Source organism: Azoarcus sp. PA01 (genome assembly GCA_001274695.2).
GTDB lineage: Bacteria > Pseudomonadota > Gammaproteobacteria > Burkholderiales > Rhodocyclaceae > Aromatoleum.
Genome location: LARU01000004.1, coordinates 409,739 through 422,155 on the forward strand (window position 1 = coordinate 409,739; position 12,417 = coordinate 422,155).

Here is a 12,417-nt window from a genome sequence, read left to right on the forward strand (position 1 = left end):
TTCCCCAGTTTTTTCCAGGCGCCGCCGAAGTTTCAGCCTGCGACGGTCGTGCCCTGCCGGCGCACCGCCTCGACGCCGCGGCGCGCGAGTTCGTCCGCGCGCTCGTTCTCGACATGCCCGGCATGTCCCCGGACCCACACCCACTGGACCTGATGACGGCTCGCCGCTTCGTCGAGCGCGCGCCACAGATCCTCGTTCTTCACCGGCGTCTTTGCCGCGGTCTTCCAGCCCCGCGCCTTCCAGCCGTGGATCCACTCGGAGATGCCTTTCTGCACATACTGGCTGTCGGTATGCACGCGGGCGACGACCGGACGCTTGAGCAGTTCGAGCGCCCGGATCACCGCGAGCAGCTCCATGCGGTTGTTCGTCGTATGCGGCTCGCCCCCCCAGATTTCCTTCTCGTGCGCTCCCGAGCGCAGAATTGCGCCCCACCCGCCGGGCCCCGGATTGCCGCTGCAGGCGCCGTCGGTGAATATTTCGATCTGATCGGTCATTTGGCCTTCTGTACGCCGCCCGTCACCTGGCGCCCACGCTGGGCGACCGGCGAGAGCCGTTTCGCTGCGGCGCGACGAGCGCGCCAGTTGGGGGTGATCAGGCGCATCCCCTGCACCCGCTTGATTCCCTGAATGATGTAGGCGCCGCCGAATATCGGCCACCAGCGATCCCCGGCCTTGTCGATGAATTGCCAGCGTTCGAGCCATTTTCCGCTCGTGACCGGCGGCGCGTAGCAGCCGAAACTGCCGGACTGGGTTTCGAACCCCAGCAACGCGAGCCAGTCTTTCGTGCGGCGCACCGACAGATACTGTCCACGCCACGGGAAAGCCCCGTCGCCGCGTGCCAGCAAGCGGCGCACGCCCCACAGGCTGAGCGGGTTGAAGGCGCTGATGATGACGTTGCCTTCGGGCACCAGCACGCGTTCGACCTCGCGCAGCACCTGATGCGGGTTCGGCGAAAACTCGAGCACGTGCGGCAGCAGCACCAGATCGAGCGTGGCGGTCGCGAACGGCAGCGCTTCGGCGTTGGACATCACGTCGGCTTCGCCGAGCCGCGCGCAGCGCAAGCGGAACGGCATGCGGTTGCCGCGCAGGAACTCGTGCTCGGGCAGCCCGATCTGAACTGCGTTGTAGCCGAAAATGTCGGCCACCATGACGTCGAACTTGGCCGATTCCCACTGCAGCAGGTATTGTCCCTGCGGGGTTTCAAGCCAGTCCGACAGACTGAGGTTGGACATGAACGATCAGCACTCAAAAATCGGCAGCATCGAAATTATCCCTCTCCCGGCGTTCCGGGATAACTACCTGTGGCTGCTGCGTTGCGGCCAGCTTGCAGCGGTCGTCGACCCCGGCGATGCGGCAGTCGTCGAACACGCTCTCGCGGCGCAGGGGCTGGATCTTTGCGCGATCCTGCTGACCCATCACCATGCAGACCACGTCGGTGGCGTCACCGCGCTGATCGCACGCCGCGACATCCCGGTGTTCGGTCCGGCTGCGGCCGACATCGACGGCGTGAACCATCCGGTCGCGGAAGGCGACGAAGTCGGTCTCGACCGGCTCGGCATCCGCTTTCGCGTGCTCGAAGTGCCCGGTCATACCACGAGCCACGTCGCCTATTTCGCGCCGGGTCTCCTGTTTCCCGGGGACACGCTGTTCAGCGCCGGCTGCGGGCGGCTGCTTGGCGGCACCGCCGCGCAACTTCACGCGTCGCTGCGCCGCCTTGCCGATCTGCCCGGCGACACCGCCGTGTATTGCACCCATGAGTATACGCTCGCGAACCTCGCGTTTGCGCGTGTCGCCGACCCGGGGAATCCCGAGCGGGACGAATGGCTCGTCGAATGCGAGGCGCGGCGCGATGCCGGGCAGCCGACGCTGCCGACCACGATCGAACGCGAGCGGCGCGTGAACCCCTTCCTGCGCACGGCCGAACCGGCAGTGATGGGCGTGATCGCCGACCGCACTGGGGTGCGCCCGCGCGACTCGCTCGAATGCTTCACCGCGCTGCGGGCCTGGAAGGACGTTTTCTGAGGCGAAGAACCGCTGTCCGCGCCGCGTCCTCGACAGCGGTTTGACGCCCCCCGCCCCTGCCCTAGAGTCCACCCTCTTTTTCCTCTCCCGGGGCGCCGGCTCGATGGCGATTCGTTTCGCAAGCCTCCTGTTTCTCGTTTTCCTGGGCGTCGCTTCGGGGTCCGTCATCGCGTCCGCGGATCCGGCGGCGCCCGCTCTCTCGGTCGAACCGGACGCCGCCAGCCTCGTCGTCGGCGACGACGCCGCTGCGGCGGGTCTGAAGGCTCCGCACGGGCCCGTCCTCGAGCTGACGGACCCTCCGCTGCGCGTGCTCACGCTCGACCTGACCCGCGACGCCAACGACATCTGGGACCGCATTCGCCGCGGTTTCGGCATGCCGGACCTCGACAGCGAGCTGGTCGCCGAACAGCAGCTGTTCTACATCAACCGCCCGGGTTTCCTGAAAAAGGTCTTCGAGCGCGGCGGGCGCTATCTCTACCACATCGTCGACGAGCTCGAACGCCGCGGCATGCCGACCGAGCTCGCGCTGCTGCCGATGGTCGAAAGCAGCTACAACCCGATGGCCTATTCGCGCTCGCACGCGTCGGGACTGTGGCAGTTCATCCCCTCTACGGGGCGGAACTACAATCTCACGCAGGACACGTGGGTCGACGAGCGGCGCGACGTGATCGCCTCCACCGCCGCGGCGCTCGACTACCTGCAGACGATCTACGACATGCATGGCGACTGGCATCTGGCGCTCGCCTCGTACAACTGGGGCGAAGGCGCGGTCGGCCGCGCGATCCAGCGCAACCGGGACGACGGGCTTCCGGCCGAATACAGCCATCTGCGCATGCCCGGGGAAACACGCAACTATGTGCCCAAGCTGCAGGCGCTGAAGAACATCGTCGCACAACCCGAGCTGTACCGGTTCGAACTTCCATACGTGCCGAACAGCCCCCACTTCGTCACCATCGACGCTCCCGCGACGATCGAACTGGCGACCGCGGCGCGCCTTGCCGGCATGCCGCTCGACGAGTTCCTCGCCCTGAACCCCAGCCACAATCGTCCCGCCGTCGCTGAAGGCAGCGCGCTTGTCGTGCCCGTCGATCGCGCCGAACAGTTCCAGCTGCGGCTCGCCGAACATCAGCGCAACGGAAGGCAGTGGCGCACCTACGAATTGCAGCGCGGCGAATCCCTCGCATCGGTGGCACGGGCTTTCGGCCTGTCGCTGAACCAGCTCTACCAGATCAACCGGCTCGATGCGCGCAGCCGTGTCAGCGCCGGCTACTCGCTGCTCGTCCCCGACGGCGTCGATCCGGGCAGTCCCGCCGGCGATCTGCTCGAACCGAGCGACTCGACCGCGCGCTCGATCGTCCCGCAGCTGACGGGGGGCAAACCCGTCAGGATGGACGCGAAGGGCGCCGACAAGGCCCCGACCACGGCACAGGGCACGAAACCTGCCGCGAAGAAAGGCGTCAAGCGCCCGCGCGGCAAAGGTGTGGGGACTTCGACGAGGAAAACGCCAACCGCCTCGCCAGCGAAAAAGATCAGCGGCCGGCCGGCAAAGCCTGCGTCCGGCAAGAAGCAGCCGCAAGAAAACCGGCGCTGACGCCCGCCTCGACAAACGTTCACACATAACGGGGCATCGCGGGCGGCAAAGGCAAGTGCCGCGAGCCCGGAAGCGGAAACCCGAAAACCCGGCTGCTGTCGCGCTCAGCGCGGCCAGTGGCAGCGAACGACGTGGCCGGCGCCGCGGGCGGTTTCGCCCGGATACTGCGCCCGGCAGATGTCGGTCGCATGAGGGCAGCGCGGATGGAAGTGACAGCCGGCGGGCGGATCGAGCGGCGACGGCAGGTCGTCGCCCGGCGGCGCTGAGCGCACGCCCGAGGCTTCTTCGTCGATGCGCAGCACTGCGGCGAGCAACGCGCGCGTATAGGGATGCGCGGGCGCGGCGAGCACGCGGTCGACCGGGCCGCGCTCGACGATGCGGCCGAGATACATCACTGCGACGTCGTGCGCGAGCCAGCTGACGACGCCCAGGTTATGCGTGATGAACAGGTACGCGAGGCCGAACTCGCCCTGCAGCTCGCGCATCAGGTTGAGGATCTGGGCCTGCACCGACACATCGAGCGCGCTCGTCGGCTCGTCGCAGACGAGCAGCCGCGGTGACACCGCCAGCGCGCGGGCGATCGCGATGCGCTGGCGCTGGCCGCCGGAAAACTCGTGCGGATAGCGCAGCTTCATCGCCGGCGTGAGTCCGACTCGCTGCAGCAAATCGTCGATACGCCGCGCGCGCGCCTGTCGGTCAGGTTCGACGCCGAGCGCGAGCATGCCTTCTTCGATGATTTGCCCGACGCGCATGCGCGGGTTCAGCGACGCGAACGGATCCTGGAACACCATCTGGAACGAGCGGCGCAAGGGCCGCAGCGCCGAGCGCGACAGCCCGGTGATCGGCATGCCATCGAGAAAAACCTCGCCGGCGCTCGGCGCGACGAGCTGCAGGATCGCCTTGCCGGCCGTCGTCTTGCCGCAACCGGACTCGCCGACCAGCGCCAGCGTGCGGCCCGGAGCGAGTGTCAGGCTGACTCCGTCGACCGCCTTGATGCTTCCGACCTGGCGTCGCAAAAGGCCTTTTCGCACCGGAAAATGCACTTTCAGGTCGCGCACATCGAGCAGCGGTGCGGGCGTCGAGCGGCGCGCAGTGGCGGCGAACGGGGCCGCGGCCGGCGTCGCCGCAGCGGCCGCAGTCCGGCCAGCCGAATAAAGATGACAGCGCACCGCCTGCCCGTCCCGCCGCTCCCAGACGGGCGCTTCGCGGCGGCATACGTCGAAAGCTTCGGGACAGCGGTCGGCAAAACGGCAACCGACGAAGTCGCGGTCGAGCGCCGGGACGTTGCCGCCGAGCGCCGCGAGCGGACGCTGGCGCTGCACGTCGGTCGGCAGCGCGGCGAACAGCTTGCGCGAATACGGGTGCAGCGGGCGGCGGAAAAAATCGCGGCGATTTCCCGTTTCGACCAGTTCGCCCGCATACATCACGCCGATTCGCTGCGCCATCCGCGCGACCACGCCGAGATCGTGCGTGATCAGCAGCATTGCCATGCCGCGCTCGGCCTGCAGGCGGGCGAGGAGATCGAGCACTTGCGCCTGGATCGTGACGTCGAGCGCAGTGGTCGGCTCGTCGGCGACGAGGAGCTCCGGCTCGCCGGCGAGCGCGATCGCGATCATGACCCGCTGCTTCATGCCGCCCGAAAACTGGAAAGGGTAGTCGTCGAGGCGCCGCCCGGCGTCCGGTATCCCGACCGATTCGAGCAGGCGACGCGCTTCGCCACGCGCTGCCGCGCCCTCGAGGCCGCGATGCCGTGCGAGCACTTCGCCGATCTGGCTCATCACCGTCATCACGGGGTTGAGGCTCGTCGACGGCTCCTGGAAGATCATCGCGATCTGCCCGCCGCGCACTTCGCGCATGCGCGCTTCGGTCAGGTGCAGCAGGTCGCGCCCGGCAAAGCGCACTTCGCCGCTCGCGATACGGCCGCCGTCGGGCAGCAGGCGCAGCAGCGCCAGCGCCGTCATCGATTTGCCGCAGCCCGATTCACCGAGCAGCGCAAACGTCTCGCCGCCTGCGATCGAGAAGCCGACGCCGTCGACCGGCCGCACCTGGTTTTCGTGCGGCCCGATCAGCACGCGCAGCCCGCTCACCTCCAGCAGCGGACCCTGCAGCTCGCGCGGCGGTCCGCCAGCGGGGCGGCCGGTTGTCTCGATCGTTTCGGTCATCGGCACAGGATAACGGAGCAGACAGGAAAAGGGCCGCGTGCGCGGCCCCGTTCATACAGGATCAGCCGATCCGCGGGATCAGTGGTGGTGTCCGCCAGCCCCGTGGACGTGGCCGTGAGCGAGCTCTTCGGCAGTTGCCGGACGCACTTCCGCGACGGTGACATCGAACACGAGGGCCGTGCCGGCGAGCGGGTGATTGCCGTCGACGACGACTTTGCCTTCGGCGATGTCGGTGATGCGGTAGATCATCTCCTCTTCGCCGTCGTCGCTGACGCGCTCGAACGACATGCCGACTTCGATGTTTTCGGGAAACTGGCCCACTTCCTCGACCAGCACGAGCTCTTCATCGTAGTCGCCAAAAGCGTCTTCGGGCTGCAGCTTGATCTTGAGCTGGTCGCCGACTTTCTTGCCGTGCAACGCTTCTTCGAGCGCCGGGAAGATGCCGTCGTAGCCGCCGTGGAGGTAGACCAGCGGTTGCTGACCGTCGTCGATCATGGTGCCGTCGGGATCGACGACGGTGTAGTTAAGCGTTACCACGCTGTTCTTGACGATTTCCATGTGCATTCTCTGTTAGTTTCCTGACCAGTTCGAAAACCCCCGCCACGTGGCCGCGGGGGGAAACGTCCTGGAGCTTGTGGCGGATGACGCCTTCCTTGTCGATGACGAAAGTCGTCCGCACCACCCCCATCTTCTTCACACCGTCGACTTCCCTCGGCTGCCACACGTGGTAGAGCCGGCAGACCTCTCTCTCGACATCCGAGAGCAGACGCACCGACAACCCGTGCTGGTCGCGAAACTCGGCGTGGGTCAGGCAATCGTCGGGACTCACACCGACCACGATGCAGTCGTGACGGGCGAACTCTTCTTCGTGATCGCTGAAGTCGGCCGCCTGGCGCGTGCATCCCGGGGTGTTGTCGCGCGGATAAAAGTAGAGGACCACGTGATGCCTGCCGCGTTCCGCGGCGAGGTCGAAAACCTCCATCTCCGCATCCGGCAATGAAAACGCTGGCGCCATCTCACCGATCTGCAGCATGTGATCCCCCTGACGTGCGAAAGATTCTAACGGAGAGCCGAAGCGAACTCTACCGGTAACCGGGGCAAGCTGCAGCGCGCTGAAAAGCCTTTTCAACGCGCGCTGCGACGCCAGGTGGTGATCACGCGGCAGTAGCGCAGCGGCGCGAAACACGCCCGCTGCGACGTGCGCCGGGCGTCCGCGCCGCGACAAGCGGCGGGACGAGCGGCCCGAAGCCGGCGAGACGGCAACGAGCGGAAAACGAGGCGGAACGCTTTCAATGGCTCTTGTGATCGAACCTTTTGCGACCGCGCAGGAAGTCCACGACCTGTTCGGGGGGAGCGGGCGACTGATCAGATAGCCCTGCAGCTCGTTGCACTTGAACAGGCGCAGGAACTTCGCCTGTTCCTCCTCCTCGACACCTTCGGCGATCACCTTGAGATCCAGCGAATGCGCGAGCGAGATGATCGTCGCCACGATCGTCATGCTCTCGGGCGTCGTCGCCATGGTCTCGATGAAGGACTTGTCGATCTTGAGCGCGCCGACCGGCAGCTTCGCGAGGTAGCCCAGCGACGAATACCCGGTGCCGAAATCGTCGATCGCGATGTCTCCGCCCATGAGCCGGATCTCGGTGAGCTTGGCGATGTTTTCCTTCATCTCCGTCATCATCATGCTTTCGGTGATCTCGAGTTCCACATGCCGGGCATCGCCATTGGCTTCCTCGATCGCGCAGCGCACCGATTCGACGAAGTTCTTCTGCTGCAGCTGGATCGCGGAGACGTTGACGGCGATACGAGGCGGATCGATCCCCGTTTCGCGCCACTCCTGGGCGTCGGTCAGCGCCCGTCGGATCGCCCATAACCCCACCTGCAGGATCATGCCGGTCTCTTCGAGGACGGGGATGAACTGCCCCGGCTGCACCAGGCCGACGGTGGGGTCGTTCCACCGCATGAGGGCTTCGAGTCCGGTGACAAGGCCCGTGGCGCCGGACACTTTCGGCTGGTAATAAAGCACGAACTCGTCGCGCTCGAGGGCCTGTCGCAGACGGTTTTCCAGCATCAGCGATTCGGCGACGCGGGCGTTCATTTCCGGCCCGTAGAACAGGTAATTCATCCCCGAGCCCTTGGCCTTGCGCAGCGCCGCCTCGGCATTCCTGAGCACCGCCTCGGCGTCCTGGTCTTCGCCGGTCGCCACCGCGATCCCCGCCGAAGCGGCCACGCGCAGTTCGTTCTCGCCGACGACGATCGACGTGTTGAACACGTCGACGGCAAGGTGTTCGATCAGGTGCGCGATTTCGGTGACCTGCCGGTTGTCGCTGACGATGCCGGCGAAGTGGTCGACGGCGATCCGGGCCACGTCGGGCGGATTCGGCCAGGCTGCACTCAGCCGCTGCCCGACCTCGCGCAGCACCGCGTCGCCGACCTGGCGGCCGAAGGTTTCATTGATGTTGCGGAAGCGGTGGATGTTCCATACCACGACAGCGAGACGCTCGCCCGGATGCTGCCGGACGCTTTGCAGCGCCTGGGTCAGGTGTTCGAGCAGATGGGCGCGGTTCGGCAGCCCGGTGAGAAGATCGTAGTACGCGATGAACGCGAGGCGGTCCTTTTTCGCGATGAATTCGAGCGCGAACGACACGTCGCCGGCCAGTTCGCCGAGAAGCTGCAGCTCGTCACCGGCAAAAAAACCCGGCTCGGCCGCATAAAGCACCAGCACCGCCGCGACCTTCCCTTCGGAAAAAAGCGGCAGTGCGATCTTCGAGCGGTATCCGTAGCGCTGCGCTTCCGACAATCCGGTCATGCTCGCCCCCGCTGCGGGGATGTCGTTGATGAACACCGGAACCCGGGTGCGCACCGCTTCGCCGACCGGATCGCGCGTTTCTCCCCCAGTGGACGCGGCCAGTTCCCGGGCCGCCACCGGATCGTCGCTTCCGGCCCATGCCACCGCCGTGACCTGCATCGTCGCCGGATCGAGTTCGCCGATCCACGCGATGCCGAACTCCCCCTCCTCGACCGCGATGCGGCAAGCCTCGTCGAACAGCGCGTCGCGGCTGTGAATGCGCACGATCGCGGAGTTGATGCCGCTCAGAACGGCATACACGCGCGTGAGGCGGCGAATGCGCTGTTGCTGCTCGCTGCGCTCGAGAAATTGTCCGATCTGGCCGCCGAGCGAAGCCAGCGTATCGGTCAACGGGGAATCTTCATCCTGGTATTCGCGGCTGAAAACCTCGAGAACGCCGGCGACTTCCCCGCGCACGACGATGGGGAAAGCGCCTCCCGAACGCAGCCCTGCGTCGACTGCCTCGCGGGACCACGAGCAACCGCGATTCGCTTCGATTCGCGAACGCCACAGCGTGCGGCGCGACGACCAGACGTTGCCGGGCGCGCCGCTGCCGGATTCGAGCACCATTCCGGAGATCTTTTCCACCCAGTCGCCGCACAGTTCCGTTGGCTGGCACCACGCTCCGAGACAGCGCAGCACCCCTGCGGGATCATCCACCTTCCACAACGCGCCGGCCGCGAAATCGAGCTTCGCGCAGATCGCCTGCAATACCTTCAGCGAGACTTCGTCAAAGCTCACCGCTTCCCCGAGGATGCGCGCCACTTCGTACTGCGTGCTCAGATGGCGCTGAGCCCGTTCGCGGGCAACGATCTCCCCTTCGAGCTCGAGGGCGTGCCCGCTGACCTGCCGGTACAGGCTGCCGTTCTCGTAGATGCGCCCGACCTGCGCCGCGAGGATGCGCAACAATTTTTCGTCGTCCGCGGTGAAACCGCCCTCGCCCTGTTTGTTGCCGAGGCATAGCCAGCCGTAAACCTTGGTCAGCGACGTGAGCGGTGCGGCGACGATGGAACGCAGAGGTGGATACCCGGCCGGCAAGCCGGTTGCAACACCGCGCTCGACCGGAAATTCGTAACGCTCGGCCTGTTGCTCGCGATACACCCGGCCGAGCAGGCCGTCATCGAGCTGCACTGCTCCCATCGTCGTGACGACTTCCGGCGCAATGCCGCAGTGGATCGTGTACGCTAGCGCCTCGCTGTCGGTACAGCGTGCCGCGAGGCTGCCAAAGTCCGCGCCGATGAGCTGACGGGCCCGCTTGCAGACGTGGTCGAGCAGCTGGGCCAGATCGCGCTGCGACGCGAGCTGCAGGTTGAGCTCGATCAGCGCTTCGAGCTTGGCGCTGGCCGTCTGCAGCTCCGCCACTTTCTCGGCGAGCTTGCCGGTCATCAGCTGCAGGTGCCGGCGGTCGAACTCGGGCTCCGCGAGCGTCGCCACCGGCGTGCCGCCCGATTGCTCGAGCGCCTTCGTCACGACCCGGATGATCTCTTCGGGATCGGATGGCTTGATCAGGATATCGACGACGCCGCACGCTTTCGCGAGGCGTTGCGCGTCGTCCTCGAGATAGTACGCGGTGTAGAAGATCACCGGCGTGTCGCTGATCGTGGCATCGGCGCGCAGCTGCCGCACGAATTCGTAGCCGTCGACCTGCGGCATCAGGATGTCGCAGATCACCAGCGCGGGCTTTTCCTCGCGCACCAGCCGAAGCGCCTCCTCGCCGTCGGCCGCCTCGATGACGCGATGATCGAGGGCTTTGAGAATCGTCGCCAGCAACTCGCGGTTGTCAGGCATGTCATCGACGACGGCGATAGTAGCCATGCTCGTGAACCGTCCTCGAATCATCGGCCGCCGTGCTGCTGGCGCAGCGAAGGCGGCAGATATTGTTCGATCAATGCGACGAACTCTTCCGGTTCGATCGGTTTCGACAGATAACCGTCAAACCCCGCGGCAAGCACCTGCTCGCGGTCTCCGATCATCGAAAAAGCGGTCACTGCGACCACCGGAATCGCCGCCAGCGCGGGCTCGCGCTTAAGCTGCCCCACCACTTCGTAGCCGTTCTTCTTCGGCATCTGAAGATCGCAGACGATCAGGTCCGGCGTATGGCGGCGCGCGAGCTCGAGTGCCGCTTCCCCGTCCTCGGCCGAAAGGATGTCGTAGCCGTTTGCCGAGAGAAGGTAGCGCAGCAGCTCCAGGCTGGCAGGGTGGTCTTCCGCGATGAGTATTCGTGCGGCCACTTTTCAGGGCTCCGGCAAAGTCAGGGTGAAGACGCTGCCTGAACCCAGCGTGCTCGTACAACTCAGCTCGCCCCCCAGCAACACGGCGAGCTTGCGGCTCAGATGCAGCCCGAGACCGGTGCCTTCGACGCCCTTCGTCCGCGACGCCTGTCCCTGGACGAAAGCTTCGAACAACGAGGAAAGTTCCTGCTCCCCGATTCCCGGTCCGGTGTCGCTGACCGACACCACGAGCCTGTGCTTTTTGCCTGCGTTTTCGAGCGCCAGGTCGATTCGGACGTTGCCGTGCAACGTGAACTTTATCGCGTTGCCGACGAGGTTGATGATGATCTGACTGAGCGCGCGCCGATCGGTTTCGAAAACGATCGGGTCCGACCGTATCGCGACGATCAGCTCGAGCCCTTTCGACAGCGCCTGCGGGCGCAGCGAGGCAGCGATTTCGCCGATCAGCGCGCCGCAGTCGATCGGCTCGAAATTGAGTTCGATCTTGCCGGCCTCGATCTTCGCGAGATTCAGCAGATCGTTGATCAGCGCGAGCAGATGCCGCGCATTGTTGCGGACGATCTCCAGCTGGCGGGTCTGTTCGGGATTGAGCTCACCCGGCAGCTTCATCAGCAGCGTGCCGGTGAAGCCGATGACCGCATTGAGCGGCGTGCGCAGCTCGTGGCTCATGCTGGCCAGGAAGTGGTCCTTCGCGCGGTTCGCGGCGAGCAGTTCGAGATTCTTTTCCTGCAGCGCCTGCTCGAAACCCCGGCGCTCGCTGACGTCGCGGATCGCGCTCATGACCACCGGCGTTTCCTCGGTCTTCAGCGGACTCAGGCTGATCTCGACGGGAAACTCCGTTCCGTCCTTGCGCAAGCCATACAGTTCGAGCCCGGCACCCATCGCCCGGGTACGGGGAGCCGAGAAATAATGCGAACGGTGACCCTTGTGCGCGCTGCGGAAACGCTGCGGCAGCAGATCCTCGATCGGGCGCGCGCGCAGTTCGTCGCGCTCGTAGCCGAACAGCCACTCGGCCTGCCGGTTCGCGATCAGGATGTGACCCGTGGGATTGACGATGACGATGCCGTCGGGCATCGAATCGAGCAGTTCCCGGAACTTCGATTCGAGCGACTTGCTGTCACGCTGCACTTTCAGCTGCGTGATGTCCTTTTCCGAAAACAGCAGAAACAGTTCGCCCGCCCCCTGCCCGATCTTGCCGGAAATGACGACGTAAATCAGCGTGCCGTCGTTGCGCCGGCGCAAGGCTTCGAACGTGCCGCGCCCGCGTTCGCTCGTTTCGGCGATGAAATGATCCTGCTCCGCTTCGCTGCCCGGCACCGTCACGAGTTCGTGGATCCTCGCCCCGACCGCCTCCGAGCGCGAGTAGCCGAACATCCGCTCGGCCCCGTCGTTCCACGCCAGCACCTTGCCGGCGGGATCGAGCATCATCAGCGCATCGGGGTCATCCGCGATCCATCTGTAATCGACCTGGTCGGGCATTGCTCCCTCCGGAAAGTGGCACGCCGGCCACGAGGAGGCGCCTGCTGGAGAGCGCACCACGGCCGCGGTTCACAGCTTATTCAAT

General features: G+C 65.8%; 9 protein-coding genes. 2 read left to right on the forward strand and 7 right to left on the reverse strand.

Translation table 11 applies throughout. The features are described from left to right. Window positions 1-32: 32 nt before the first annotated feature. Together rnhA and PA01_14065 are read right to left on the reverse strand one after the other, a co-directional pair. Window positions 33-494 (reverse strand): ribonuclease HI, encoded by a 462-nt coding sequence (gene rnhA / locus PA01_14060; protein KON79623.1) that lies wholly within the window; start codon window positions 492-494, stop codon window positions 33-35. Continuing rightward, complete coding sequence (locus PA01_14065) at window positions 491-1,231, reverse strand: class I SAM-dependent methyltransferase (GenBank protein KON79624.1); 741 nt, start codon at window positions 1,229-1,231, stop codon at window positions 491-493. Before PA01_14065 ends, rnhA begins: the two co-directional genes overlap by 4 nt. Here PA01_14065 and gloB point away from each other — a divergent pair. Both gloB and PA01_14075 read left to right on the forward strand, forming a co-directional pair. After that, window positions 1,230-2,021, forward strand: a complete 792-nt coding sequence (gloB, locus tag PA01_14070; GenBank protein KON80356.2) for a hydroxyacylglutathione hydrolase — start codon at window positions 1,230-1,232, stop codon at window positions 2,019-2,021. The two genes, PA01_14065 and gloB, sit on opposite strands and share 2 nt — an antisense overlap. A 103-nt stretch (window positions 2,022-2,124) precedes the next feature. After that, window positions 2,125-3,612, forward strand: a complete 1,488-nt coding sequence (locus tag PA01_14075; protein KON79625.1) for a transglycosylase SLT domain-containing protein — start codon at window positions 2,125-2,127, stop codon at window positions 3,610-3,612. 104 nt (window positions 3,613-3,716) lie between these two features. Here PA01_14075 and PA01_14080 read toward each other — a convergent pair whose 3' ends face one another. From PA01_14080 to PA01_14100, 5 genes are all read right to left on the reverse strand, one after another. After that, entirely contained in the window at window positions 3,717-5,774 is a 2,058-nt protein-coding gene (locus tag PA01_14080) for a dipeptide ABC transporter ATP-binding protein (GenBank protein ID KON80357.2), read from the reverse strand. A gap of 78 nt (window positions 5,775-5,852) precedes the next feature. After that, entirely contained in the window at window positions 5,853-6,338 is a 486-nt protein-coding gene (locus PA01_14085; GenBank protein KON79626.2) for a peptidylprolyl isomerase, read from the reverse strand. Then, a complete protein-coding gene (locus PA01_14090; GenBank protein ID KAI5912329.1) occupies window positions 6,298-10,437 on the reverse strand; it encodes an EAL domain-containing protein in 4,140 nt (1,379 codons plus the stop codon). Before PA01_14090 ends, PA01_14085 begins: the two co-directional genes overlap by 41 nt. Window positions 10,438-10,457: 20 nt before the next feature. Beyond that, window positions 10,458-10,853: a response regulator gene (locus tag PA01_14095; protein ID KON79627.1), complete on the reverse strand. Its 396-nt coding sequence runs from the start codon at window positions 10,851-10,853 to the stop codon at window positions 10,458-10,460. Between the two features lie 3 nt (window positions 10,854-10,856). Further along, complete coding sequence (locus tag PA01_14100) at window positions 10,857-12,332, reverse strand: PAS domain S-box protein (protein ID KON79628.1); 1,476 nt, start codon at window positions 12,330-12,332, stop codon at window positions 10,857-10,859. Between the last annotated feature and the right edge of the window lie 85 nt (window positions 12,333-12,417).

What these genes read in the sequence shown, in the direction of transcription:
- PA01_14100 (KON79628.1), bottom strand. Translation starts at nt 12,332, where the DNA reads ATGCCCGACCAGGTCGATTACAGATGGATCGCGGATGACCCCGATGCG.
- PA01_14080 (KON80357.2), bottom strand. Translation starts at nt 5,774, where the DNA reads ATGACCGAAACGATCGAGACAACCGGCCGCCCCGCTGGCGGACCGCCG.
- PA01_14075 (KON79625.1), top strand. Translation starts at nt 2,125, where the DNA reads ATGGCGATTCGTTTCGCAAGCCTCCTGTTTCTCGTTTTCCTGGGCGTC.
- PA01_14085 (KON79626.2), bottom strand. Translation starts at nt 6,338, where the DNA reads ATGCACATGGAAATCGTCAAGAACAGCGTGGTAACGCTTAACTACACC.
- PA01_14090 (KAI5912329.1), bottom strand. Translation starts at nt 10,437, where the DNA reads ATGGCTACTATCGCCGTCGTCGATGACATGCCTGACAACCGCGAGTTG.
- gloB (KON80356.2), top strand. Translation starts at nt 1,230, where the DNA reads ATGAACGATCAGCACTCAAAAATCGGCAGCATCGAAATTATCCCTCTC.
- rnhA (KON79623.1), bottom strand. Translation starts at nt 494, where the DNA reads ATGACCGATCAGATCGAAATATTCACCGACGGCGCCTGCAGCGGCAAT.
- PA01_14065 (KON79624.1), bottom strand. Translation starts at nt 1,231, where the DNA reads ATGTCCAACCTCAGTCTGTCGGACTGGCTTGAAACCCCGCAGGGACAA.